Raw genomic sequence first — 26,824 nt, forward strand, 5'->3', positions numbered from 1 at the left:
ACTGACTGAGGTACCTGTGCTTCAATCTCGTTATCACACCTTGCGTTTGGTTCTCGGTGATCAACTGAATGCCAGCCACTCATGGTTTAAGCAGCACGATCAGGGAGTGTTGTATGTCATTGCCGAGCTTAAACAAGAAACCGATTACGTTACCCATCATGTTCAAAAGGTTTGTGCGTTCTTTGCTGCAATGGCGCAGTTTGCTAGTGCGCTTGAAAAGGCTGGGCATGATGTTAACTACCTCACACTGGATGACACGCAAGCCTATCCAGACTTGCCCGCCTTGCTGTGCGCTCTTTGTGAGCACTATCAAGTCGATCGATTCGAATATCAGCGTCCTGATGAGTATCGGCTCGCGATGCAACTCGAACAATTGCGTTTACCCAATGAGGTTGAATCCCAGTGTGTCGAGACGGAACACTTTCTCTTACCCTTTTCACAGATTGCCACCCAGTTCACCGCCGGTAAGCACCGAAAAATGGAGTTTTTCTACCGCGATATGCGTCGGCAGTTTGATGTCTTAATGGAGGGGGATAAGCCTGAGGGCGGAAAGTGGAATTATGATCAGCAAAATCGTAATAAGCTAAAAAAAGCGGATCTTGATGCGATTCCTGCGCCATTGATTTTCGCCAATGATGTCAGCGATATTCTCACCCGTATTGAGCGCCATCAGGTTAAAACCATCGGATGTTCGGCGCCAGCATTAATGTGGCCGGTGACGCGCCAGCAGGCGAAAGCGCTCCTTAACCATTTCTGCACCTACTGCCTGCCGCTGTTTGGCCAGTTTCAAGATGCGATGACAGGGCAAAGCCCTCATCAGTGGAGCTTGTACCACAGCCGCCTCTCTTTTGCGTTAAATGCCAAGCTGCTTCACCCCATGCAAGTGATCCAAGCTGCGATTGATCATTACCGCCAAAATGAGGATATCAACCTTGCTCAGATTGAAGGGTTTGTCCGACAGATCTTAGGCTGGCGCGAATATGTTCGCGGTGTGTACTGGGCGAACATGCCTGATTATGCACAAAAAAATGCACTGGGTGCGCAAGGTCAATTGCCGGCATTTTTCTGGGATGGAAAGACCAAAATGCGTTGTCTCTCGCATGCGATTACGCAATCGTTAGAGACAGCGTATGCCCATCACATTCAGCGACTCATGGTGACAGGAAACTTCTGTCTGCTTGCGGGCGTCGACCCAGATGAAGTGGATGATTGGTATCTATCAATCTATGTTGATGCGATCGAGTGGGTCGAAATGCCGAATACGCGTGGAATGACGCAGTTCGCCGATAACGGCATTGTGGGGACGAAACCTTATGCGGCCAGTGGCGCCTATATCAACCGGATGAGTGACTATTGCGCTGGGTGTGAATACGATGTGAAAGAGAAAGTTGGTCCTAAGGCGTGTCCACTCAACGCGCTATATTGGCATTTCATGGCGCGTCATCGCGACAAATTTGCCCGTAACCCACGCACAGCCATGCCGTATCGAAATTGGGATAAGATGTCAGAGACGCAGCAAAGCCAGATTTTGGCGCATGCGGATGAATTGCTTGCCAATCTTGATGCGCTTTGATGCCGGTATGACCGCCCTCAACTGGAGCGTGAGGGCGGTCATAAATCGCGTCGCGCTTATTGTGTGTTTGGCACAATCTGAATCTCAACACGGCGGTTGAGCGCACGGTTTGCCGCGCTGTTGTTCGCAACCAGTGGACGTGTCTCACCAAAACCGGACGTGTACAAACGTGCATTGTCGATCGACTGACTGGCGAGGTAGCGTTTGACGCTCATGGCACGGCGCTCCGACAAACGCTGGTTATAGGCCGCTGCGCCCGTGTCATCGGTATGGCCCTCAATGCTCAAGAAGGTTTTGTCGTACTTGCGCATCACATTAGCAATGGCATTGAGCTTAGGATAAAAATCGGCCGCAATCGCATCCTGATCTAACCCGAACGTAATGTTTGAGGGCATGATCAAGCGAATATTGTCGCCTTCACGTACTACCTGAATGCCCGAGCCCGCCAATTCTTCACGGAATGCTTGCTCTTGCTGATCCATATAATTACCGACAGCTGCACCGCCAATGGCACCGATAGCTGCGCCAATAAAGGCACGTTTGCCTTTATGGTTCGATGTCGATTTGCCCACGATGGCCCCAGTGATCGCGCCAATTGTCGCGCCTTTTTGGGTGTTCGACATCGACTCACAACCAGTGAGGGCCAGTGATGCGGTCAGTACGGCAACCGCAGTTAGTTTGCATTTCATTCCCATTGTTTTCTCACTATAACCAAACGGTGGTCAGTTTAATTTACTTCAGCTTAGACACTCTTCTTCAAGAAAGTGTCAAATTTATGAATTAGTGATGGTGTTTTAAACACTTAACGGAAGACCACTGACAGAGTTCTCAGTTTTGTCTTCTTTTCCCTGCAACCTGCCGTGCAAATTGCGCTGGATCAAAATGTGATGAGCAAACAGCGTGTTACAACAAACCCCATAAAAGGCCCTGTCATGTCTGGGCCGCAATGATCCCGACTAAAGGAGCAAATGGTCATGTCGAGCACGTTCTTTATCCCTGCTGTTAACCTTATGGGCGCAGGTTGCCTTTCTGAAGCCGCAGACGCGATTCAATCACATGGATTTAAAAAAGCCCTTATCGTCACTGATAAAGTCCTTAATCAAATTGGTGTGGTAAAGCAAATCGCCGCTTTGCTTGATAGCCGAGAAGTCGATTGTGTGGTCTATGATGGCACACAGCCCAACCCAACCACTGAAAACGTGGCACAAGGGTTAGCGCTTTTACAAGCGAACCAATGTGACTGTGTGATCTCTTTAGGGGGTGGATCGCCGCACGACTGCGCCAAAGGTATTGCTTTGGTGGCAGCTAATGGCGGTCATATCAGTGATTATGAAGGCGTGGACCAGTCTGCCAAGCCACAACTTCCGCTGATTGCGATTAATACGACGGCGGGCACCGCATCAGAAATGACGCGTTTTTGTATTATCACCGACGAAGCGCGCCACATTAAGATGGCAATTGTTGATAAACACACCACCCCGATTATTTCCGTCAACGATCCTGAGCTGATGCTGGCTAAACCGGCGTCATTAACGGCGGCGACCGGCATGGATGCATTAACCCATGCGATTGAAGCTTACGTATCGACCGCCGCTACGCCGATCACTGACGCAGTTGCACTGAAAGCAATGACACTGATTCAAGAAAACCTGCGCACCGCAGTTGCTGACGGCCAAAACCTAGAGGCGCGGGAGCAGATGGCCTACGCACAGTTTATGGCGGGTATGGCATTTAACAATGCGTCTTTGGGCTATGTGCATGCGATGGCGCACCAACTGGGTGGATTTTATGATTTGCCGCATGGGGTGTGTAACGCCGTTCTATTACCCCATGTGCAACGCTACAACGCGCAAGTGTGTGCCGAGCGCTTGCGGGATGTTGCCACGGCAATGGGCGTCGATACAGAGAGTATGAATGCGGAGGAAGGTGCGAAAGCCGCCATTCAAGCCATTCAAGCATTGGCGACCGATGTTGGGATCCCAGCTGGTTTGCGCGAACTCGGCGCCAAAGAAGAAGACATTGATGTGTTGACCAAAAACGCCTTGAATGACGCGTGTGGTTTCACCAATCCGAAGCAAGCGACGCACGAGGAAATCGCCAAAATCTTTATGGAAGCGATGTAGTTTCCTAGATATGACACCAACTCTAAAAAGGCCTGATTATTCAGGCCTTTTTTCTTTCTATACGGTCGACGTTTAAAGCAAGTTAGTCACTGCGATCTTCGACGTCTGCAATTTGATTCTCGCAGCACTCACCGTTCAGGACGGTATGAATATTAGTGAGCGTGGTATCTGCGATATTGTGCAGGGCTTCTTTGGTGAGAAACGCTTGGTGTCCGGTAAATAACACGTTATGGCATGCAGAGAGGCGACGGAATACATCATCAACAATCACATCATTGGACTTGTCTTGGAAAAATAGCTCCCGTTCATTGTCATACACGTCAAGACCGAGCGCACCGATACGGCCTTGCTTGAGGGCTTCAATGGCGGCTACCGAATCGAGCAATTCACCGCGACTGGTATTTATCACCATCACTCCCTTTTTCATTTGAGCAAAAGCACGCTCGCCGAGCAGATGATAGTTGTCTTTGGACATTGGACAGTGCAGAGAAATCACATCACTTTCGGCAAACAATGTTTCTTTCGAGACGTATTCGCCACCGAGTTCAATCGCAAGGGGGTTAGGGTAAGGATCGTGGCACAACAAACGCATACCAAGCCCTTTTAGGATCCGCAGGGTCGCGATCCCAATTTTACCTGTACCAATGATCCCAGCCGTTTTACCGTGAAAGTTAAACCCGACTAAGCCATCGAGTTCAAAGTTGGCATCGCGTGTGCGTTGGTAGGCTTTATGAAAGCGTCGGTTCAAGCACATCATCATGCCCACCGTGTGCTCCGCGACCGATTCGGGAGAATAGGCAGGTACGCGAACGACGGTGATCCCCAACGATTTTGCAGCCTCCAGATCGACGCGATCGTAGCCAGCACATCGCAACGCCACCAGTTTGATATTGGCGTCACTTAAAATCTCTAGCACAGGGCGGGAAAGATCATCATTAACAAACGCACAAATCGCCTCCGCCCCTTGAGCCATTTTGGCGGTTTTGGCGGTGAGCTGAAAATCATGAAAGTCGAGTGTGTAACCAAACGCTTGGTTAGCATGAGCAAAGGCGGCCTTGTCATAAGATTTGGCACTAAATACGGCAATGGTCGTCATGTGTTGCCTCCGAATAAGTCGGGGGAGGTAAAGAAGCGTTATAAATACCGTGATTCGGTTCCAAAATAAACCATGAGATTTATCAGGTTAAAGGCGTTGATATTGGTCCAAAAGAATAAAAGCCGCGCAGGCGGCTTTTATTCGGCTATCTCGCGGTGAAGGATAGGCTAGAACTTAATGGTGGCGTTTATGCGTACATCGCGTCCCGCAGCGGGCACACCGGCAGACAGATAGGGTGTGTAATACTGATCGGTCAGGTTAGCGATGGTGGCGCGTAGCGTAAAGTCGTCTCGCGGCGTCCATTCTCCATAGAGGTTTTGGAAGAAGTAGGCGTCGCTCTCTACATTGGCGGTATGCAGTGAGGGGTTCTCTGGGAGACGGTCTTGCTCATCCCAGTATTGGCCTTGCCATGCAACTTCAATCGTATCGGTTAGTTGATGGCCCACGCCGAGTGAGGCGCTGAGGGGCGGGTTGTCATACCAATACTCGTCGTCGCCGGTACTGTCACGTAGCGAGCCTTTGTGTTTGCCGCGCACCATAGAGACAGAGGCATCTGTAAACCAATCGTTGAGACGATACTGCACTTGCGCATCAAACCCGTAAGTATAGAGTCCGTCGAGATTGGTGTAGTAGCCTTCTTTTTGTTTGGTCGCATTGACCCCACGACGCTGCGCAACGTCATGAATGACATCATTCCAAAACAGAGTCACCTCTGTTGCCAGGTGATCCCCTTCGAACAAGACATTCTGACGCTTATCAGATACGCCCAATAAATAGGCATTGATACGTGTGACTGAGAGATCGCGGCTGGTGGCAGCGCGCTTAGACGCTCTCGAAAACTGCACTGTGTAGAGCTCATCAATGGTCGGTGCCTTCAAACCATAGGCATAAGCCGCTTTAATTTGCGTGGCTGGACTCAGATCGTAGGTTAATGCAATACGCGGCTCCCAACCTTGATGTGAGACCGCACTGTAATCGTGTCCAACGGATGGGTCATTATAGTCTGGTGCGGCGTTTGGTACCCCTTGAGAACGAATATGGCTGTAGCGCAGTGATGCGGTAAGTTCGAGATCTGGGGTAATAAAGTACTTATCTTGAACGAACACACTGGCGGTTTGTTGCTCGCCCGAGGGCTCAAAGGATGGCGTAAAGTAGCCATAGTTCTTTTCTGGCTTTTTGCGATAAGTATGGTTGTAAACGTGCGAGTTTCTGTCCTGGTTCTGGTACTGCGCCCCCACCATGACTTCGTGATCACCGAAGTGACTGGTATTGGTTAGCTCGGCAAACCAGCGCTCATAGGACAACCAGACTTGGTGGCCATATTGGCCTGATGTGATGTAAGACTGATAGGTACTATCCGGGCGTTCCCAATAGCGATGATTTTGTGAGTGTGCAATGACGACACTGGTATCAATGTAATCATTATAAGGCTGGTAGTAGTAATTGAGGGTGCTGGTGTATTCGCGATAATGATTGTCCACTGAGGCGGCAAATAGCGCGGCATCGTAGCTACCATACTTTTTTATTTTATAGGCGGTTACCGATGGCATGGCTCCCCGTCGGTTTGCCCACGGTTTTCGCCCTTGGTCATCATAGCGCGTATGGCTGAACATCATATTGTGCGCGTCGGATTGGTAGCGAACTTTACCCAGCAAACTGTGTTGACGGTAGCCAGAGAAGGTAAAGACATCACCGTTGCCTAGTTCGATATCATCGGCATCACGTCGAGAGCCATGCAATAGCACGGACCACCCAGAGTCAGACGCACCATAGGTGGTGACACTGCGCTTCCATTGATGGTTCACACTGTTGAAACCCGCTTGCGCCATGGCGCCAATCGACGAATCTGGATCAAGAAAGTCAGCGGCCTCTTTCGTTTCCATCACAAAACTGCCCGCGAAAGCGCCAAGGCTGGCGCGAACGTTATGGTCGCCTTTGACAAGGCGTACCGAACGTAGCAGTTGAGGGTCAAGAAAAAAGCTACCATAGCGATATTGTTGAAAGCCGACGGGGGCGCCATCGACACGGATCGAGAGCGCGGAAGGGTGTGAGAATCCCCAGACATTAATGCGTTCACTACCCGGGCGCGCGCCACCATCAAGTGATACGCCCGGCATTTTCATTACCAGCTCACCGATGTTGTGGGCTTGTTCGCGTTGAATATCATCCAGCTCTAACGTGGATTTTCCCGGGGAGATAAGGGTAATTGGGTGCTTTAGCTGCTCGCCTTGTACTTTGACGGTCTCAATCTCTTTGGGAACAGATGTGCCGTCGGTACTCGCGGCTTGGGCACTCATGGAAAGCGCTGCCAAGATGGCAAAGCGTAAAAGAGGATACTGCATGCTCATAAAACTTTACTGACGCATAAAAGCGCGCACTATACGCCTAACTCGTCAATCTGGCAATGCTAATGATAGTGATTATCACTTATTGAGTGAGTGGCGAATACAGCGACTTCGCAGTATGATGAGCCAAAATTAATGATAGGAACGGCTATGTTTACTGGGATTATTCAAGCGGTCGCGACCATTGAGCGCTGCCGCGATCAGGGTGGATTACGAACTCTGGATATCCGCTTCCCCGCTGGATTTTGCGAGGGGCTTGAAATTGGTGCCAGCATCGCTATCGATGGTGTGTGTTTAACGGTTACTGAGCAGCTTGATGAAACCTTAGTACGGTTTGATGTGATGTTGCAAAGCCTTGCCGTCACCACATTAAAAGCGGTAGACGTGGGCGACACGGTTAATGCTGAACGCGCGGCCAAAGAAGGGGCAGAGGTGGGCGGGCACCCGTTATCTGGCCATATTGATTTCAATACTACCGTTCTAGACGTTCAACAGATTGACGATAACTATCGCATTCGCGTCTCTGTGCCTCATGAATGGATGAAGTACATCTTCCCGAAAGGCTACATTGCGCTCAACGGGGCCAGTTTGACGGTATCTGACGTCAATAAAAACGATGGTTGGTTCGAGGTGTGGCTGATCCCAGAGACGCGCAGGATGACAACCTTCGAGGCCAAACAGGCGGGAACAGCGATCAATGTTGAAATTGAACGCGGCACGCAAGTGGTGGTTGATACCGTGCGAGATGCCATTGACGAAAAGATGGGCGCGTTGATGCCTTTGTTTGAGCGATTTTTAGCTGCGCACAACGCCGATATCGATACGATTGGCCATGCGGCGCAGCAAGCCTTGTCCAAGTCGGACGACCAATAAACCATGGTGTTTTCCGCACCGTGAGTAGGAGAGCCTCGGCTCTCCTTTTCTTTTGGTGAGATGTTGACTGATTTTACGTGGCGTTAACATCACCCACTCCTCCGATCTGCTCAAATTGTGCGCGAACCTGCTCAAATGATGATGTGCTTAACAAAAATGTCAGCAACAATTCATCGATATATGCTCGAACGCTCATTTTTGTTGTTATTTTGTTTTCGAGATGATGAGAGTGTGCAAAATGTTAGTGTGGTTTTGAACGTGTAACCCTACTAACAGTGACAAGGATAATCATCATGAACAGAAAAGCGTCGACTTTATTAGGAGAGTGCGTCGCCGAGTTTATCGGCACGGGCTTGCTCATCTTCTTTGGTGTGGGCTGTGTCGCCGCCCTGGTACTTACAGGCGCCGACTTCGGCCAATGGGAAATCAGTATTGTGTGGGGCTTCGGGGTGGCGATTGCCATTTACTGTACCGCAGGGGTGTCGGGCGCGCACATCAACCCGGCTGTCACAATTGCACTGGCTGCTTTTCACGGCTTTGAAAAAAGCAAGGTCGTGCCTTATATCGTTTCACAAATGCTCGGTGCCTTTGCCTCGGCGGCACTGGTCTACAGCCTTTATAGCAACCTCTTTGTCGAGTATGAGCTGGCCAATAACATTGTACGCAGTAGCCCTGAAGCGCTAGCCACTGCGGGGGTTTTTTCAACCTATGCACATCCTGCCATTTCCTTTATGGGCGCGATGGCCGTCGAATTTGTGATTACCGCCGTGTTGATGTTCGGCATCTTGGCGTTAGGTGATGAAAACAACGGTGCCGCGCGTGGGCCCATGAACCCATTGCTGATTGGTATCCTGATTGCGGTTATTGGTGGCTCACTGGGTCCATTGACCGGGTTTGCCATGAACCCCGCGCGTGATTTCGGTCCGAAATTCTTTGCTTACCTAGCTGGATGGGATTACGCCCTAACCGGTGCGCGTGATATTCCTTACTTTATTGTTCCCATCGTTGCGCCAATCCTAGGTGCTTGCTTCGGTGGCTGGTTGTATCCAAAAGCGATCGCGCCTTATCTACCTCAAGCGGGTCACGGCTGCACGATTCCAAATCAGTGTGAAGACGATGAAGAAGCACTGGTGCAGGCGAAAGAAACTGACGCACGTGAAGTGAATGCATAAACAATACGGATGGCGCCGATTGGCGCCAAACCGACTAAAATAACAGAGAACAAAAGGATCATATTATGTCTGAGCAAAAGTACATCGTCGCCCTTGATCAAGGCACCACCAGCTCTCGTGCTGTAGTGATGGATCATGATGCGAACATTGTCGGTGTCTCTCAGCGCGAGTTTACCCAAATTTACCCGCAAGCAGGTTGGGTTGAGCACGACCCAATGGAGATCTACGCGACGCAAAGTTCAACGCTGATTGAGGTCTTAGGTAAGACCGGGATCCGCAGTGATGAAATCGCCGGTATCGGTATTACTAACCAGCGTGAGACCACGGTGGTATGGAATAAGGAAACGGGCAAGCCTATCTATAACGCCATCGTTTGGCAGTGTCGTCGTACCGCTGAGATCTGCGAAGAGTTGCGTGGTCGTGGGCTTGAGTCCTATATCCGTGATAATACGGGGTTGGTGCTTGACCCTTACTTCTCTGGTACCAAGGTGAAGTGGATCTTGGACAACGTTGAAGGGGCCCGTGAAGACGCTGAAGCCGGTAAGTTGCTATTTGGTACCGTTGATACCTGGCTGGTCTGGAAGATGACGCAAGGCCGTGTTCATGTTACCGACTATACCAACGCCTCTCGAACCATGTTGTTTAACATCAACGACATGTGTTGGGACCAAAAAATGTTGGATGAGCTGGGTATTCCCGCATCAATGATGCCAGAAGTACGCCGCTCTTCCGAAGTGTACGGTCAAACCAACATCGGGGGTAAAGGCGGTACGCGGATCCCGATTGCAGGTATTGCAGGTGACCAACAAGCGGCCTTGTTTGGTCAGATGTGCGTTGAGGCTGGCCAAGCGAAAAACACCTACGGGACGGGCTGTTTCTTGCTGATGAATACTGGGCAAGAAAAAGTCACTTCTAATCACGGCTTGCTTACGACGGTTGCATGTGGTCCACAAGGCGAACCTGCTTATGCGTTAGAAGGGGCGGTGTTTATGGGCGGTGCCTCGATTCAGTGGCTCCGTGATGAGCTAAAAGTGTTAGAAGACGCTCATGACTCTGAATACTTCGCGACCAAAGTCGATACGTCAAACGGTGTCTATGTTGTGCCTGCTTTCACCGGTCTTGGCGCGCCATACTGGGACGCATATGCCCGAGGGACTATCGTTGGCTTAACACGTGGTGTTAACTCTAACCATATTATCCGAGCTACCTTGGAAAGTATTGCTTATCAAACACGCGATGTGTTGGATGCGATGCAAGCAGATTCGGGTATCAAGCTTGCAGCACTGCGCGTTGATGGCGGTGCGGTGGCGAATGACTTCTTGATGCAATTCCAAGCCGATGTCTTGGATACCGACGTGCATCGCCCTGAAGTGACCGAAGTCACCGCACTGGGTGCCGCTTACCTTGCCGGTATGGCTGTAGGCTTCTGGGACGGATTAGACGAGCTAAAAGACAAAGCGAAACTGAATCGAAGCTTTGAGCCTCATCAAGACGAAGAAAAACGTAACCGTCGCTATCGTGGCTGGAAACGCGCGGTGAAATGTGCGCAAGCTTGGGCGTCGCTGCACAACGAAGACGAAGATTAATCCTCGTCACCTCTCCTCAAGGGCGCGTATTCGCGCCCTTTTTTTATCATTTCATTCGCTATTCTCATGCATGCCTTAACGTCTACAAAAACAGACTGATATAGACAACCTTCCCGTCAAAACGCGTTCGACGCTACGTAATAGGCAGGTATTTAGTTTACATATCATTCAGGCTGTTAACTATTATTCTACATTAGTCACAGACGATAGGTTTTTTTCGAACATTTTTAGTGACCGAAAACGAAAGTTGATATACAGTTAAACCCATAAATAAATGTTCGTTCGCTCAAAAAGGAACAAGGTCGACTAACAATGACTACGCCAACTACTCATAACGAAACTTTACTCGATATTCTGGTCGTCGGAGGAGGCATCAATGGTGCGGGTATCGCAGCCGATGCAGCAGGCCGTGGTCTGAACGTCGGCCTGTACGACGCAAAAGATTTTGCGTCAGCGACGTCTTCTGCAAGCTCTAAGCTAATCCACGGCGGCTTGCGCTATTTGGAGCATTACGAGTTCCGCCTTGTGTCTGAAGCCTTGGCTGAGCGTGAAGTCTTGATCAACAAAGCGCCGCACATTGCTTTCCCAATGCGCTTTCGTTTGCCGCACCGCTCCTATTTGCGTCCCGCGTGGATGATTCGTTGTGGTCTATTTCTCTATGACCATCTTGGTAAACGCTCTACGTTGCCCAGCAGCCATAAAGTGAATCTGGCCAAAACTGGGTATATGAAAGACGAAATGAAGATTGGTTTCGAGTACTCGGATGCATGGGTGGATGATGCGCGCCTGACATTGCTAAATGCGCAATATACCCGTGAGAAAGGCGGCGAAGTCCGTAACTATTGCCAAGTGGTCGCGGCAGAGCGTGAGAATACGATTTGGCGTGTCACCTTAGAAGATACCCACACGGGAGAGCGATTCGAGCGTAAAGCGAAAGCATTGGTGAATGCGACAGGCCCGTGGGTAAAGCAGTTTTATGATGATAACCTGCACGAGAAATCGCCGCGTGGTATTCGTATGATTAAAGGATCACACATTGTGGTGCCACGCATTCATCAAGACCCACAGGCGTACATCTTGCAGAACAACGATGGCCGCATTGTGTTTGTGATCCCTTATCTGGATAAATTCTCGCTGATTGGTACCACGGATGTGGAACACAAAGCCGATCCGCGTGCGGCGAAAATTGATGATGCTGAAGTGGATTACTTGGTCGATGTGGTTAACCAGCACTTTACCAAACAGTTATCTCGAGACGATGTCGTTTGGAGCTATAGCGGTGTGCGTCCATTGTGTGATGATGAGTCTGATTCACCGCAGGCGATCACGCGAGATTACACCATTGAATTGGAGCAACAGGGCAATCAAGCGCCGCTTGTGTCGATTTTCGGTGGTAAACTCACCACTTATCGGAAGTTGGCAGAGTCAGCCATGCGCAAACTGGCGCCTTTCTTTGACAAGATGGGTCAGCCTTGGACCGCAAATGGTGCGCTACCGGGCGGCGACTTTAGCTGCACACGCGAACAGTTGGCAGCATCGTTTATGCAGCGTTATCCTTGGTTAACGCAAGTGACGGCACAACGTTTTGCAGATACTTATGGCACACGTACACACCAAATGCTCGCTGGGTGTCAAAGCGAAGCGGACATGGGTCGTCGATTTGCAGACGGTGTGTATCAGGCTGAGCTCAACTATTTGATTAAGTACGAATTTGTGCAGCACGCCGAAGATGCACTGTGGCGTCGAACTAAACTCGGCTTATATCTCTCCGAAGAACAACAAGCCGCGATTGCGGATTATATTGAGCAACAGCGAGGCAGTGTGCGTACCGTGCCGCTCAGTGAAGCGAGCTAACACGGCTGGATTGCAACAAGACTCGAACTAAGATGAAAAAGGTGCCATGATGGCACCTTTTTTAGTTTACGCACCTGTCGGCTGGCCTATTTGTTTAATGGGTGCGTGAGCGTCTTGCCGATAATGTGCTGCCGAGTGATGCGGTGATCACCATAGCAATGGCTAGCCACTGACGAAGCGCAAGCTGTTCGTCGAGTACCAACAAGCCCGCCATCGCTGCCACGGCAGGCTCTAAGCTCATCATGACACTAAAGGTTTGCTTGGGCATATTACGAAGGGCAATCATCTCTAACGAATAAGGGATGGCGCTAGAGATCAACGCGACAGCAATCCCTAAAGGCAATAAATGCCATTGCAAAATGGCGCCATCGGTCGCGATATAACCGGCTGGTACTAGATACAAAGCGGCAATACTCATACCCAATGCCACCGTACCACCACCGGGCGCAAGGTTGCCTGCTTTTTGGCCAAAAAGGATGTAGCCTGCCCAACAGCCTCCCGCAGCAAGCGCGTAAGCGACGCCAATCGGATCAAGTGCATCCACACCAGAAAGATCGGGTAAGAGGGTGATGACCCCGCCCACCGCTAAGATAACCCACAGACTATCACGCGCCCGTCGAATGGACAGCAACGCCACGAGCAACGGGCCGGTAAATTCAAGTGCTACCGCAATGCCAAGCGGGATCCGTTCGATGGCTAGATAGAGCAGTAACATCATGCCGCCAAGACAACTGCCGTAGACGATGATGGCTCGCCAATGTCGGCCTCGCGGCCATTGGCGCCAAGGCCGAAAGACGAAGCAGAGTAGCAATGCCGAAAAGCCGACACGTAATGCTGATGTGCCCACAGGACCCACTAGAGGAAATAGCTGTTTGGCAAACGAAGCGCCAAATTGAATGGCACACATTGCGCCAAATACGCTTAAAATCGCTATGAACAGTGCGGGAGCCTGCATGATTGTTCCTCCTTGCCCTCAACAAGGCTCACCTTAACATAGCGACATAAAAAAGCCGCCCCCGAGGAGCGGCGTTTATTGCTTTCATGGCAAAGTTAGAATTTCTGCTTGGCAGAGTCATAGGCGCTTTTCAGCGAACCGAGAGCTTGCTCTGCCCCTTGTTTTATTTCATCCCATGCCTCATCGCTTGCATCTTGCAATTCATCGATGCGCGTTTTCGCTTGTGCTTTGCGGGCGCGTAAATGCTCTATGGTTTCGCGATATTCCGCTTTTGCATGCGCGGAGGCAACATCAGCTTTTGCTTCAAGTTTATCAATTTCTTGGTTCCAGCTGTGTAAGCGTTCATGGAACTTATCAATCATCTCTTGGCGGCGCATAACACCTCCTCGGTTAAGTCAGTGGCATTTGATGACGCTTAACGTCATGGCTTATGCATTTCCGGTAATTTCAAGATTATCAACCACACGTTCCACGTCTTGTGCGTTTTCCGCCATTAATATGGCTAAATCGCGGGCCGCATCGCTTTTCACCTCGCCAGAGAGTGTGGCAACGCCATCATCAACAGACACTTCGATGTTGGTGCCGCTGATGTCTGGGTCGAGTAGCAAACTTGTCTTCAGTGACGCCGCAATTTTGGTATCGACCACGGTCTGGCCAAGATCGGCGGCTTGGCTTGCTTGTTGCGAGACAGTGAGTTCGTTTTTAACCCCGGACACGCCGTCTATTTTTTCGACCAATCCACTGGCCAAGCTTTTATCCAGTTCAGTATCCACTTGACCTGTGAGTATCACCACACCTTGCTCTACATCTGTGTCGATATCGAAATTATTGAGGTTTGTGTTTACCAACAGCATGGTTTCAGCTTTACCGTCAATCCAAGCGTCTTTGGCTTGATCTTGCCATTGATTGTTGCTGCTTGCATGCGCGCTGGTGGCACCCAGTGCAAGTGCAAACCCCATTGCGACAAATAAAGGATGAAATCGACCTTGCAGAGTCGTCTTCATTGAACCCTCCTTATTTGATGAATTTGAGCAACCTCGTGGTGTTGCTGAAAGAATCTATTGCGAAGGCTATGCCAATATTACAATTACCTGAAAAATAAATAGTTTTTGTTTTTTCTAGCTGAGAGCTAAGTCAAGCGATCTGTAATTTTTACATATAAACCTGTAAAAATGACTTTCATTGTTGAGAGAGCCGTCTGCCTATGGCACGGTAACCAAACACCCATCAAGGAGGCTCGGTGATGTCTCGGATTTCTGTCGCTCTTTTGTTAAGCGAGCAAGATATAAACTGGATGAGCGACATAGTGCGTCAGGCAGATGCCGACACGACACGAGTTACGGACGTGAAGCAGGGACTTCGGGCGTGGCAAGCCGCGCCTGCGGATCTGGTGGTGTGTGATCTTGATGAATTGGGAGACGATGCGGAGCTTATCTGGCAACGGATGGAACAATCGCCTGACACCGAGTGGCTTTTACTCAGCCGTGGCGACCCGCATCCCGACTGGAATGCCAAGGCGCAACAATGTGTCGCGACGGTTTTTCGGCGGCCCGTGGATCCCGAGTTGGTTCAAGCGTTTATTGATGACACGCTGATGCAGCAAGGACAATCTTGTCGAGCGAGTAAACCGATATTGACGAGTCAAGCGAACCAGTTCGGATACTTGCTCGGCAGTTCATCGCCCATGCGGCATTTGTATCGAGTCTTAAAACGGCTGGGTCCAACCGGTGCTAACGTATTGATTGTTGGCGAGAGTGGGGTGGGTAAAGAGCATGTTGCGAAAACCTTACATCGATTAGGTTGTGACCCTAACGCCCCCTTTATGGCGATTAACTGCGGGGCACTGAGCCCTGAGTTGATAGAGAGCGAGTTGTTTGGTCATGTGAAAGGCGCATTTACAGGGGCACACCAAGATCACGCGGGTATTTTTCATCAAGCGGAAGGCGGCACCGTCTTTCTTGATGAAATCACCGAAATGCCACAAGCGCTGCAGGTAAAGTTGCTACGTGTGTTGGAGTCCGGAGAATATCGCCCAGTGGGCTCGACACACAATCAACGCGCCAATGTTCGTCTTGTCGCGGCGACTAACCGAGACCCACAACAAGCAATCGCATCCTCACGATTGCGTGAAGATATCTACTATCGCTTAGCTCAGTTTGTGGTCAATGTGCCACCCCTTCGGGAGAGAGAGGGAGACATTGAAGCACTGACGACCCATTTTTTGGCCGAACTCAATCATCAATTTCACACCCAGAAGGGGATCGACCCTCAAGCGATAAAACGCTTAAATGCCCACCGTTGGCCCGGCAATGTTCGCGAACTCAAGCATGCGATTGAGCATGGCTATTTGCTTTGTGCTGAGACGATTTTGCCCGATGACTTACCGCAAGCGGTGATCATGCCTACCAACACATCGACGGCGATCATGTTACCCGAATCGCTGACGTTAGACGCGCTAGAGCGCTTAGCGATTACCCAAACCTTGGCCCGTTGTGATGGCAATAAAACGCGCACGGCTGAAGTGCTTGGTATTAGCCCTAAAACGCTATACAACAAACTGAATCAGTATCACTCAGTCTCTTCGTCCTCAACAGCGGGAGAAAGGATCGATAGCGATCGCGGCTGAATACGAATGTCGAGCTTACGGTCGCGATAAATTTCCCCATCGATGACATAGTCGGTGGTATGCGGAAAGCGCACGGCGACATGGGTCGCCTGTTGGTGATGTGTGAAGCGACCGACGGGTGTATCGAGTAAGCTGGTAAGGGCGAGCTCAGCGAGCGAGAGAACCGCACCAGTCTTGGTTGCCGATGGGGTCAACCAAGTGACGTCGAGCTTGCCATCCGCGTGATTCGGTTGACCACGGCCTTGGGCAAGCAAGGTCGTCATTGGGGCGGCATTGGCAATAACCATGCTGGTGGTTTCAATGGTTTGAGAGGGCTGCTTATCGATACGAATCGATAAGGTCATTTTGGCATTTTGATTTGCCGCACCCAGTAACCCTTGCAAATAGGCCCATTGCCCACTTTGGTTTTTTTGTTCACGCGCCGCATAGCGGATCATTTGCTGCTCAAAGCCAACACCTACAACCAATAACGCGACACGGCCATTGCAACGTGCGGTGTCGATGCGATTAGGGATGCCATCGAGAATCACCTCACAAGCGGCATCAATGCTGAGGAATTTCGATTTGATCCCCCAAAGTGCATGACAAAGCGCATTGGCGGTGCCAAGGGGCAGTACCCCGAGCGGCGTGTCGGTATTAATCAGCGCACGCGCTACCGCATTGACTGTGCCATCCCCGCCTGCGGCAATCACGACATCGGCATGGTGTGCCACGGCGCGACACGCAAGTTGATAGGTACGTCGATTGTGGCGAGTATGATGGACCACCACGCGATAGCCTTCGCCTAAATAGTCTTGAATATACCGTTTGTGCTTTTGCCACTTACCACCACCCGCTGCTGGGTTGGCGATAATCCAAGCAATGGGTCGATCAAGTCTTAATGCGCCGTCTTGCTGGAAGCGTGATAGTGCCCGAAATTGGCGCCGATTAAGCTGTGCTTTGGGACGTATTGAGCGGATGCTGTTTAGTACGCTGTTGAGGTTTTTGTCCGGCTCTAGGGCCCATAAATATGCCGCAGCCACCATCACAGAGCGACCACGGCCTAACGCACAGTGCACCACCACGGTCTCGCCACGCATGCGTTGCTGATGGATCCACTGCAACGCTCTCATCAATTGGCTACGGGAAGGATATGCATGATCGAGGACAGGCACCGAGAGGTAACTGATTTCACGGGTCTCGCTAAAACTGTTTAAGCTCTCAAATTCAGCGGTCACGTCCAAAATGCCGCCAATGCCTTGAGTTTGAATGTAGTTCAGATCGTGACGAGTCAGCCGCGCGCCAACATAAAGCCCGGATGCAATTTTTTGAATAGCAGGCTCGGTATCACGATGACGTGCCCAGCGATTATAAAGGTGCGTGCAAACGAAAAATGGCGCAAATACCCCATGGATGAGGGTTGGGAGTTGGCCAGTGTATCGCTTGCGAAAAAGGCGCGGTTGATTACGCCAGTATGCAAAACTGACGGCAATAAAGGCGATGCCACTCCAAAGCAGCAGCACATCGAGAGCAAGCCAAGGTGTCCAAACCGTCACTAAAACGAGCGCAGCGCCGATGAGCGCGTAGAGTGGGCCAACGATCACATGTTCTCCTTGCAGGCCATCCGTGTGCGTATCGGTATGATTCGCTTAGGTATCGTCAATGACGACTATAGCCTAGCAGGAGAGGAGATAGAAACGAAAACGGCACGCTATCATTGCGTGCCGTGTAAAGTCTCGTATCAGTTATGGACTGATTAAGCGTCTTTCTTCTGTGCTTGTTTCTTTTGCTTTTTCATCGCACGCCGCGCTTCGATGATATGTTTTGCTTCGCCGCCCACGTGTTGCTCTCCACGCTCGCGAGCCAGTTGCACTTGACGTTCGCGCTCACGAAAACGCGCTTTCTGCTCCTCGGTATGCTTGTCATGACACTTTGGACAGGATACGCCTTGCTCGTAGTGCTCGCTTTCCATATCGGCTTTGGTGATCGGTAGGCGGCATGCATTACACATCGCGTACGATCCTTTCTCGAGCGAATGATTTACCGCCACGCGGCCATCAAACACATAGCACTCGCCATTCCAAAGGCTATTACTCTCAGGCACTTCTTCGAGGTATTTTAGGATCCCTCCTTCCAAGTGATAGACCTCGTCAAAGCCTTTTTCCTTCAAAAAGGCCGTTGATTTTTCGCACCGAATGCCACCGGTACAGAACATGGCGACTTTTTTATGCTTGCTTGGATCGAGGTGCTTTTCTACATACTCGGGAAAATCACGGAAGCTTTCGGTGTGAGGGTTAACCGCGCGCTCAAAGGTCCCGATTTCAATTTCGTAGTCGTTCCGTGTATCAATGACCAGCACCTCAGGATCGCTAATCAGATCGTTCCATTCCGTCGGCTTCACGTAGGTACCGACTGTATGGCGAGGATCAATCCCCTCAACACCCATGGTGACGATTTCTTTTTTCAGCTTTACCTTGGTGCGATTGAAAGGTTGGCTGTCTTCAAAAGACTCTTTGTAGTCAATGTCCGCAAGGCGAGCATCGTTTTTAAACCAAGCAAACAGGGCATCAATGCCTTCACGGCGGGCGGCGACGGTGCCGTTAATCCCTTCTTTAGCGAGCAGTAGCGTGCCGCGCACTTGGTTTTTTTCCATCACCTCTTGCAGCGGGGTACGAAGATCTTGGTAGTCATCAAGGGTGACGAACTTATAAAGCGCACAAATAACGTAGGCGGACATGTTGTTTCCTCTTGCTGGCTGGAGCGTAAATCCAGTGCATGGATTGTGGGTTCAAAAGACGCGCGAAGTATAGCGAATGGCACTGGGACTAAACACCGGCGAAAAGTAAGGTTAAACGTTTTGTGCCCGTGTTGCTTTGGTTAGGTGCGGGTCGGTTTATTTATTTGTGTTCAAATCAAAGTGCTACGGTAATTATTCACCTCAGTGCATTACTAATGAGATATAAGTCACGTATTGGCCGGGTTTTTGTCGCGAAATTACGGATTTCGCCGTAGTTTGGATGGGTTTTTAGTCACGCCAGTAAGAATTTATTGCTTTATGGTCTAATTATTTTGCTGGTTGGCGTGCATCGACTAGGCCGGAGTCTAGAGAGCAAAGTAATTAGCCAAGCATCAAGAAAGGATGCGAGACATGATTGAAGAATGGATTAATGCCTTTGTAGGCTTTATTTGGGGAAAACCGATGCTGATCTTACTGGTCGGTGGCGGATTGTTTTTCACCCTATACGGAAAGCTCACACCTTTTCGTTATATGGCGCATAGCGTCAAGCTATTAACCGGTAAAGTGGATGATGGCAGCGGTCATGGTGATTTATCTCATCGCAAAGCCTTAGCGGCTGCACTGTCCGGTACGCTAGGCCTTGGCAATATCGCGGGTGTCGCGTTGGCGCTGAGTGCGGGGGGGCCGGGAGCGGTTTTTTGGATGTGGCTTACCGCGTTACTGGGGGTATCGACTAAGTTCTACACCTGCACACTGGGAGTCATGTACCGCCACAAAGACGCCAAGGGAAATGTACACGGTGGCCCCATGTATACGGTTCAGCATGGGTTGGGCCCGAAGTTTAAATGGTTGGCGGTGATGTTTGCCATTGCAGGTTTGATGGGATTTGTGCCGTCATTTCAGATCAACCAACTCGGCGCTGTGGTGCAAACTCAACTGTTTCCGGGGGTCGCTTGGTTAGAGAGCAGTGCCTTCTCGTGGGGAATGGGCATTGTTCTCGCCGTGTTCGTCGGCATGGTGATTTGGGGTGGCCTTAAGCGTGTCGCTGACGTCGCTGGGGCTTTGGTGCCTTTGATGGCGGGAAGCTATATGGTCATGGCGATAGCCGCGTTGGCGCTTAATGCGGAACGTGTGCCCGGTGTGTTCCAGTCTATATTTGCCAGTGCGTTTTCACCGGATGCGATGTTTGGTGGAGTACTAAGTGTGATCATCATCGGTGTGAGTCGTGGTGCCTTTTCTAATGAGGCAGGGATTGGCACTGAAGTCATGGCACACAGTGCGGCGAAAACCAATGAGCCTGTGCGTGAAGGTTTGGTGGCGAGTTTAGGTCCTATCATCGATACCTTGATTGTTTGTAGCTGTACTGCCTTAGTCATTCTCGTCACTGGTGTGCTCGATCAATCTGAGGGCATGCAAGGCGTGAGTTTGACCATGGCGGCTTTCAAAGCGGCGTTTGGTGCACTAGGCGCGTGGTTGCTAGCGGCACAAGTGCTGATCCTCTCTTTTACCACCGTCTTTACCTTCTGGTATTACGGCTATAAGTGCTTTGTGTATTTGTTCGGTGAAAAAGCCGGCCAGTACTACAAGTATCTGTATCTCTCACTGGTCGTGCTGGGGGCAGTGGTGTCGCTAGATGTGGTGTTCTTGTTCTTGATCGGAGCGTACGGATTGATGGCGGTGCCGACCATGGTCTCTGGCCTACTGTTGGCGCCGAAGGTAAACCAAGCCGCAAAGGCCTATTTCAATGGCCGACGTTATCAGTCGCATAGCGGATCACAAGCCACTAACCTTTGAATTAATTGAATAATCAAAAGGCTGCCTTGACGGCAGCCTTTTTTTGTTGCGGTGAGAGCCACGGGCGTGGTAGGCGAGTGCTCGCGTTATCAATCGTCGAGTGGGGCACCAAAGATATACTTATCTGCTAGTCCTACCATGCGACCAATTTCTGGCTTAGTAATGGTGTCATTGGCACCAAGCTGTAAGGCTTTAGCGCGGTTGTCTTCACTCATGATGGAGGAGAACATCACGATAGGCATGGTTTTGTAGGTGTCTTGTTCACGCAAGCGCTTGACCAAGTGCATACCATCCATGCGTGGCATTTCGACATCTGAGATAATGGCATCCACAAATTCAGTGATCGCCACACCTTCTTCTTTCGCAATTTTCTCAAACTCCATCAGCTTCTCAAAGGCTTCGCCACCGTCTTTCGCAGACAAAATATTGTAGCCCGCTGAACGTAGCGTATTTTCGATCAGGCTGCGGATAAAGGCAGAGTCATCAACCACCAATACGGTTTTTGCTTCTCGCTTTTTCGCACTGGTTTCAGAAATATTGACGCTGCGGTCTTGGGTTACATCATATTTCTCCATGCTCAACTCGGGGTTGATGTCGGCGATGATTTTTTCAAAGTCGAGAATCATGATGAGGTTGTTGTTTTTGCGAACCACCGCAACCACACAGTCTTGTTCTCCAGCTTCTAGGAATTGACTGGGTGATTCTACCGCTTCCCATGAGATACGGTGAATGCGACTAATACTGTCGATCAAAAAACCATTCGTCATGTTGTTAAAGTCGGTGACAATCACAAACTTATTGTCTTTCTCTGGGCGGGTTGGCACCCCTAACCACCCTGCAAGATCAATCAGGGGAGTGAGCTTTTCACGAGAAGAAAACACGCCAATCATATGAGGCTGTGCATTGGGATAATCGGTTGTTTCAGGCACTTGAATGACTTCACGGACTTTGGCGACGTTAATCCCGTAGTAACAGGTTTTTGTACTGCCGTCCGGAAGTTGTTTCATAAGGTGAAACTCGATGATCTCGAGCTCGTTAGTGCCACTTTCCGTCAGTATTGCGTTTTTTGATGGCTCGTCGTTCATGCCTACCACATTTCCTATCGATAACAGCGAAGATTGCTGACAAACACAGCGATAAAACCAGTATAAGCCTGTGATCAATAAAGCGACAATATTTGCCAAATAATCGAACGGCGTTCTGTGGTCTATCACGCTAAATTCGGCTTGGAAATCAGCGCTAAGTTACAGCTTAGTAACAAAAAAAGCCTGCACTGAGGCAGGCTTTAGTGGTTGGGTCCATGTAATTGGAATTAAGGTAACGCGACTTCAAGATGATAGTTACCGATCATTTTTCCTTGGTCATTCAAGAAGCGCGTGTAGGAGAAGGGTTCAAGATCAATGGTCGTTGGTAGACCACGTACCACTTCGTTCATCACCTTTCCGGTGATGGCAGAGGTCAACATACCGGTACGGAAATGCCCACATGCATTGAGGTAACCGTCAATACCCGGCACTGCACCAAGAATTGGCAGTTCATCCGGTGAGCCCGGACGCAAGCCTGCCCAGCAGCGCTTGATATTCATCTTTTTCAGCTCGGGGATAGACTTCATGGCGCCTTGTGCCAGCTGCTTGATGTACTTGATGTCTGTGGTGGTATCAAAACCACGCTCTTCGGTGGTTGAGCCAATCAAGACTTCGCCGTTATCTTTTTGAGCGATGTAACAATCACTGGTGGTTAAACAGCCATTTAAAAGCTTCGGTAGCTTCTCGGAGACGATCACTTGGCCTTTGACTGGGAAGACAGGCATTGGCATGCCCGTCGCCCACAAGCTAAGTTTTTCCGCCCATGCGCCACCCGCGTTAATCATAGTGCCACAACCTAGCTTGCCGTTTTCTGTTTCAACCGCGACAACGCGGTTACCTTGTCTCACCACACCCGTAACTTTGGTATTGAGATATAGCTCGACACCGTTTTGCCGTGCTGCTTCCAAATAGGCCTCGTTGAGGCGATAGGGGTTGATTTGGTGATCCCCCTCAAACTCCATCGCACCAATGGCAGCGCGCGACACGTTAGGCTCTTGTGCGTGAAGGTCTTCTTGAGACACCCAGCGGACATGCTCTTGGCGATCAGGTATGGCTGCCGCAATGTGCTCGGCATAGAGTTTGTCGTATTTATCAAACATGACAAACTTCAGACCGGTACGCTCAAACTTAAAGTCCACACCGTGATGCGTCATCAGGTCATCATACAATGCCGGATAGAGCTGGTTAGATAGCATCGCCATATCGAAGAAGGGTTTGGGCATAATGTGCGGTTTGATCTCTGGTGATCCACCTTCGCCGCTTTCTTGCATCTGCTTAGAAAGGGTTTTAAACAGGATAACGCCGCAACCAAGGCCGGTTGACTCGCCCATCGCCCATAGGCCACCGGCTGACGCACGTGAGGCGTTTCCGGGGTATTTATAATCGACAACCGCGATGGATAAGTCGCGCTCGCGGCTTAAATGGTAAGCCACCGATGCGCCGATCACGCCGCCGCCACAAATTACGATGTCGTACTGTTTCATGCGTCATCCTCCAACGCAGCAAAAGGAATAGGGTCGAGTGGGAATCGAGGGCGAATCAAAGGCTGAGGCGACGTCGTGCTCTCATTGAGTCGGTCGTAGCAGTAGTGCGCACAGGTTTTTCCTTGGCAGTCACCCATGGTAACGCGGGTACGCATTTTCAACGTAATCACATCCTTGACGCCTTGATTGATGGCGTTATCAATGTCCGCCTTTTTCACTTGCTCGCAGCGACAGATCACTGTGTCTTTTTCCGGCAAACTGAGCAGGCCTGGGCGACGGTAGCCTGCCGTATCAAAGCCTTTACGGAAACGGTAGCTCTTTTCGAGCTGATGACGCAGAGCCTTAAACTCATTGTCAAGATTAGGCATTGAAATATTGCGTGCCTTCAGTGCGGAGTACGCCGCAATCTTTCCTTCCAACATGGCGGCTTCTGCGCCGGCAAATTTCACGGTATCACCGGCGCAGTAAACATTGTCGACACTGGCTCGTTGCCACTCGTCCACCACGGGGATCGCCCCGCTCATGTGATCGTACTGCATATCTAGTCCCATTAGTTGCGCAAGCTGAGAGCGTGCCGCAAAGCCGTAACCCACACCAAGCAAATCAGCATTTATGGTTTCGGCACGGCTAACATCTGGGTGCCAGTCTTTACTGTAGGGGGCTACCGTAACTTGCTCGACTTGAGGGTCACCTGAGGCTTTGACTACGCCCCAACCGTAATGCATCGGGATATGGTGGCGTTTGAGATACATCATCATCGAGAGGCCATCTAGCGCGAGCTGTGGACGGTTGAGGAGGGCGAGCGTTTCACGTGCCAAGTCTTTGAATGGCGCCGCTTCATAGATGCCCGCGATATCACAACCGGCTTTGTGAAGCTGACAAGCAACCAAGACAAGCAAAGGCCCTGTGCCGGTAATTACACAGCGGTGACCGGGACGCACCAAGCCGCTTTTTATTTGAAGTTGGATACCCCCGAGAAGCATCACCCCAGGCATATCCCAGCCGGGAAAGGGAATGCTGCGCTCTTGGCAACCGGTGGCGAGGATCAACTGCTCATAGTCAATCGTTGATAGCGTGTCTTCATGAGCAGTGAGGAGGTGTTGATCCGCCATTGGCCCCAGTACCCGTGTCAAACTACGTAGGTCAATCAAATCCTGATGCTGGCGATATTGTTCGCGCAGGGACTGTGAAGTGGCCTTCCATTTGTCATCCAAGTGAGGCAGCGCGTCAGCATCTCGCCATGGACCACGGTAGACGACGCCACCGGGTTTGGGCGCTTCATCAACAATAATACTCGCGACCTTGTGCTTGGCCAGTGTGACCGCGGCAGACAAGCCGGCAGGTCCAGCACCAACAATAACAACAGGTTTAGACATGGGTTTCTCCTTGCTCGACGGTACTGCGTTCAAGATCCTTGCTCTCAACTACAATGTTGGCTTCTGTGCGGACATCCATATCCGGCTGGACTGCGACTTGGCACGCACGTTGTTTATGGCGGCCGTTGATTTCCAGCGTACAGCAATGGCATACGCCCATGCCGCAATAGGCACTGGCTAATCGGCCATAATCATTTTTAGATAGCGCACGGATATTGCTCGCAAGCAAGGTGCTTAGCACGCTTTCTCCAGCGATGGCAGGAACCGTCTCGCCATTGACACGGATCGAGAAGGTTTGACCAACTGCATCGGTAATGTCTTGGGATCGTTTCATCGTTTTAATTGGCTCATTGGTATGTTGTCGGGACAGTGATGACTCCCACTCAGGCTGTTTAAGTGAGTGGACCTTATTGTCTTATTTGTTAGGCGAGGCGTATGTTATAGCCGAGTCGTGAAATGCGTGTTACTTTTTGTTGCGTTTTCGTTATCCCTCACAAAAAATAAGGGAAAATAAGATCTATTGTGATCATTATCATGATATCGATCTGTTTTATTGAGTGATGTGAAAGTAAACACTCGTTGTGGGGGAGCACGTGCTATTGCGTGAAAGGATTGGCTGTGTCATCAATGAGTGATGAGGGCAGTAATGTTGATAATCAGGAGACACGAATGACGGAGTCAGGATCTCAATGGTTGGAAGATGTGAGAAGGATGCGCGAGACGTTCGACGCGCAGAAAGCGCAGGCCTCTCAAGTACCATTTTTAGATTACCCTCATCGGCGAGATGCGCTACTGCGCTTGCGTCAGGCCATCAAGCAAAAATCGTCTGCGTTACAACAAGCCTTGAGTGATGATTATGGCTATCGAGCCCCCGTTGATACGGAAATAGCCGACATTCTGCCTCTGCTACACCAGATTGATTACACCCGTCGTCGATTAAAACGATGGATGAAGCCGCAAAAGCGGCGTACCGGGATAACTCTGCTGGGAACGCAATTAGTGGTGCATCAACAACCCAAAGGCGTAGTTGGGATTATCGTGCCTTGGAATTTTCCGATCATGCTGGCCGTGAGTCCGCTGATTTGTGCGGTGGCGGCCGGCAATCGCGTAATGCTTAAGCTTTCGGAGTTCACGCCTAACACCAATCGGGAATTACGCGCGTTAATCTCTGAGGTGTTTAGCCCAACTGAAGTGGCTGTGATTGAAGGGGAAGTTGAAGTATCACGCCGTTTTACCGAGTTAGAGTTCGACCACCTCTTTTTTACCGGCTCAACCCAGGTTGGACGACAAGTCATGCTGTCTGCAGCCGATAATTTGACACCAGTGACCCTCGAATTGGGAGGCAAGTCACCGGTGATTATTGATGATCAGATTGACATGGATATCGCTGTATCGCGGCTCATTTATGGTAAGTGTTTAAACGCCGGGCAGATATGTGTTGCTCCCGATTATGTGCTTTGCCCTGAGCATCGCCAAGAGGCCTTTATCCACGCCTATCAACGGGCATTTCGAGCTCTATACCCTGACTTTGAAACCAATCCGGATTACAGCCAGATCATTAATCAAACTCAAGCGACACGGCTACAAGAAACGCTCCAAGATGCCCTTGATAAGGGGGCGCGTCGCTGGTGTGCACTCGACCAACAAACCATGCCGACCGCAGAAAAAAGACGTTGGCCAACCCAGTTGTTGACCCAAGTCACCGATGATATGCGGGTGATGCAAGAAGAGATTTTTGGCCCGCTTCTGCCTGTGGTTACCTATCAAGATTTCTCTGAGGCGTTGCGTTATATTCAGGCGCGCCCGCGACCGCTCGCGTTGTATTTGATGAGCAATGATGCGAAGAAACGCACGCAAGTCACCACACAGCTTCACGCCGGCGGGATGGGGATTAATGAAACCTTGTTTCATGTTGCTGCCGAAGATGCGCCTTTTGGCGGCATTGGCGATTCCGGCATGGGGCATTACCACGGTATTGAAGGCTTTTACACCTTTAGCCACAGTAAAACCGTCCTCACCCGCGATAAATGGGACACCAGCTTTTTAGTCAAACCGCCGTACAACCGCTGGTACAAACGCTTAATGCGCTGGTGGCTGATGCGGTAATAGCCTATTGGTTTCAAATTTATGCTTGGAGATATTGCGCATACATTATTTGTTAACTAC

General features: G+C 50.4%; 21 protein-coding genes. 9 read left to right on the plus strand and 12 right to left on the minus strand.

Annotated features, from left to right (window positions below; translation table 11 throughout):
• Nucleotides 1-16 precede the first annotated feature (16 nt).
• On the plus strand, nt 17-1,573 hold the full coding sequence (locus BZG82_RS09155) for a cryptochrome/photolyase family protein (protein ID WP_077765683.1): 1,557 nt from the start codon (nt 17-19) through the stop codon (nt 1,571-1,573).
• A gap of 56 nt (nt 1,574-1,629) precedes the next feature.
• Here the strand turns inward: BZG82_RS09155 and BZG82_RS09160 are convergent, their stop codons facing one another.
• Nucleotides 1,630-2,262 carry an OmpA family protein gene (locus BZG82_RS09160; RefSeq protein ID WP_069586537.1) on the minus strand — a complete coding sequence of 211 codons (633 nt, stop codon included), beginning with the start codon at nt 2,260-2,262 and terminating at the stop codon, nt 1,630-1,632.
• Between the two features lie 285 nt (nt 2,263-2,547).
• Here BZG82_RS09160 and yiaY point away from each other — a divergent pair, with 285 nt between their 5' ends.
• Entirely contained in the window at nt 2,548-3,696 is a 1,149-nt protein-coding gene (gene yiaY, locus BZG82_RS09165; protein WP_077481489.1) for an L-threonine dehydrogenase, read from the plus strand.
• A gap of 82 nt (nt 3,697-3,778) precedes the next feature.
• Here the strand turns inward: yiaY and BZG82_RS09170 are convergent, their stop codons facing one another.
• Nucleotides 3,779-4,792 (minus strand): 2-hydroxyacid dehydrogenase, encoded by a 1,014-nt coding sequence (locus tag BZG82_RS09170; RefSeq protein WP_077481487.1) that lies wholly within the window; start codon nt 4,790-4,792, stop codon nt 3,779-3,781.
• Nucleotides 4,793-4,959: 167 nt separating this feature from the next.
• A complete protein-coding gene (locus BZG82_RS09175) occupies nt 4,960-7,134 on the minus strand; it encodes a TonB-dependent receptor domain-containing protein (RefSeq protein WP_158075993.1) in 2,175 nt (724 codons plus the stop codon).
• A gap of 153 nt (nt 7,135-7,287) precedes the next feature.
• Here BZG82_RS09175 and BZG82_RS09180 point away from each other — a divergent pair, with 153 nt between their 5' ends.
• From BZG82_RS09180 to glpD, 4 genes are all read left to right on the plus strand, one after another.
• Entirely contained in the window at nt 7,288-8,010 is a 723-nt protein-coding gene (locus BZG82_RS09180) for a riboflavin synthase subunit alpha (RefSeq protein WP_077663194.1), read from the plus strand.
• A 293-nt stretch (nt 8,011-8,303) separates the two neighbouring features.
• Nucleotides 8,304-9,182 carry an MIP/aquaporin family protein gene (locus tag BZG82_RS09185; RefSeq protein WP_077765685.1) on the plus strand — a complete coding sequence of 293 codons (879 nt, stop codon included), beginning with the start codon at nt 8,304-8,306 and terminating at the stop codon, nt 9,180-9,182.
• Between the two features lie 65 nt (nt 9,183-9,247).
• On the plus strand, nt 9,248-10,768 hold the full coding sequence (glpK, locus tag BZG82_RS09190; protein ID WP_077663193.1) for a glycerol kinase GlpK: 1,521 nt from the start codon (nt 9,248-9,250) through the stop codon (nt 10,766-10,768).
• Nucleotides 10,769-11,080: 312 nt separating this feature from the next.
• Nucleotides 11,081-12,622 (plus strand): glycerol-3-phosphate dehydrogenase, encoded by a 1,542-nt coding sequence (glpD, locus tag BZG82_RS09195; protein ID WP_077765686.1) that lies wholly within the window; start codon nt 11,081-11,083, stop codon nt 12,620-12,622.
• 94 nt (nt 12,623-12,716) lie between these two features.
• Here the strand turns inward: glpD and BZG82_RS09200 are convergent, their stop codons facing one another.
• The 3 genes from BZG82_RS09200 to BZG82_RS09210 form a co-directional block, all read right to left on the minus strand.
• On the minus strand, nt 12,717-13,577 hold the full coding sequence (locus tag BZG82_RS09200; RefSeq protein WP_077765687.1) for an EamA family transporter: 861 nt from the start codon (nt 13,575-13,577) through the stop codon (nt 12,717-12,719).
• 95 nt (nt 13,578-13,672) lie between these two features.
• Nucleotides 13,673-13,954, minus strand: a complete 282-nt coding sequence (locus BZG82_RS09205; protein ID WP_069587494.1) for a hypothetical protein — start codon at nt 13,952-13,954, stop codon at nt 13,673-13,675.
• Between the two features lie 51 nt (nt 13,955-14,005).
• Complete coding sequence (locus BZG82_RS09210; protein WP_198928543.1) at nt 14,006-14,581, minus strand: BON domain-containing protein; 576 nt, start codon at nt 14,579-14,581, stop codon at nt 14,006-14,008.
• Between the two features lie 239 nt (nt 14,582-14,820).
• Here BZG82_RS09210 and BZG82_RS09215 point away from each other — a divergent pair, with 239 nt between their 5' ends.
• Nucleotides 14,821-16,203, plus strand: coding sequence for a sigma-54 interaction domain-containing protein (locus BZG82_RS09215; protein ID WP_108742977.1), 1,383 nt, complete (start codon nt 14,821-14,823; stop codon nt 16,201-16,203).
• Here BZG82_RS09215 and BZG82_RS09220 read toward each other — a convergent pair.
• Nucleotides 16,146-17,786 (minus strand): diacylglycerol kinase family protein, encoded by a 1,641-nt coding sequence (locus BZG82_RS09220; protein WP_158075994.1) that lies wholly within the window; start codon nt 17,784-17,786, stop codon nt 16,146-16,148. The two genes, BZG82_RS09215 and BZG82_RS09220, sit on opposite strands and share 58 nt — an antisense overlap.
• A gap of 152 nt (nt 17,787-17,938) precedes the next feature.
• The gene (gene trhO, locus BZG82_RS09225; protein ID WP_077765689.1) at nt 17,939-18,919 is read right to left on the minus strand and encodes an oxygen-dependent tRNA uridine(34) hydroxylase TrhO; all 981 of its coding nucleotides are present in this window, start codon (nt 18,917-18,919) and stop codon (nt 17,939-17,941) included.
• Nucleotides 18,920-19,330: 411 nt separating this feature from the next.
• On the opposite strand from trhO, the gene BZG82_RS09230 reads away from it, so the two are divergent.
• A complete protein-coding gene (locus BZG82_RS09230; protein ID WP_198928544.1) occupies nt 19,331-20,713 on the plus strand; it encodes an alanine/glycine:cation symporter family protein in 1,383 nt (460 codons plus the stop codon).
• Nucleotides 20,714-20,802: 89 nt separating this feature from the next.
• Here BZG82_RS09230 and BZG82_RS09235 read toward each other — a convergent pair whose 3' ends face one another.
• The 4 genes from BZG82_RS09235 to BZG82_RS09250 form a co-directional block, all read right to left on the minus strand.
• The gene (locus tag BZG82_RS09235; RefSeq protein ID WP_077479587.1) at nt 20,803-21,798 is read right to left on the minus strand and encodes a chemotaxis protein CheV; all 996 of its coding nucleotides are present in this window, start codon (nt 21,796-21,798) and stop codon (nt 20,803-20,805) included.
• A 227-nt stretch (nt 21,799-22,025) separates the two neighbouring features.
• On the minus strand, nt 22,026-23,282 hold the full coding sequence (locus BZG82_RS09240; RefSeq protein WP_069587500.1) for an NAD(P)/FAD-dependent oxidoreductase: 1,257 nt from the start codon (nt 23,280-23,282) through the stop codon (nt 22,026-22,028).
• Nucleotides 23,279-24,658, minus strand: coding sequence for an FAD/NAD(P)-dependent oxidoreductase (locus BZG82_RS09245; RefSeq protein ID WP_077765690.1), 1,380 nt, complete (start codon nt 24,656-24,658; stop codon nt 23,279-23,281). The genes BZG82_RS09240 and BZG82_RS09245 overlap by 4 nt, the downstream gene beginning before the upstream one ends.
• Nucleotides 24,651-24,992, minus strand: a complete 342-nt coding sequence (locus BZG82_RS09250) for a (2Fe-2S)-binding protein (RefSeq protein ID WP_077765691.1) — start codon at nt 24,990-24,992, stop codon at nt 24,651-24,653. The genes BZG82_RS09245 and BZG82_RS09250 overlap by 8 nt, the downstream gene beginning before the upstream one ends.
• A 335-nt stretch (nt 24,993-25,327) precedes the next feature.
• Here BZG82_RS09250 and BZG82_RS09255 point away from each other — a divergent pair, with 335 nt between their 5' ends.
• Nucleotides 25,328-26,764, plus strand: coding sequence for a coniferyl aldehyde dehydrogenase (locus tag BZG82_RS09255; protein WP_108742978.1), 1,437 nt, complete (start codon nt 25,328-25,330; stop codon nt 26,762-26,764).
• Nucleotides 26,765-26,824 lie beyond the last annotated feature (60 nt).

It is taken from the genome of Salinivibrio sp. PR5, from assembly GCF_001996085.1.
In the GTDB taxonomy this organism is placed as follows: Bacteria; Pseudomonadota; Gammaproteobacteria; order Enterobacterales; family Vibrionaceae; genus Salinivibrio; species Salinivibrio proteolyticus.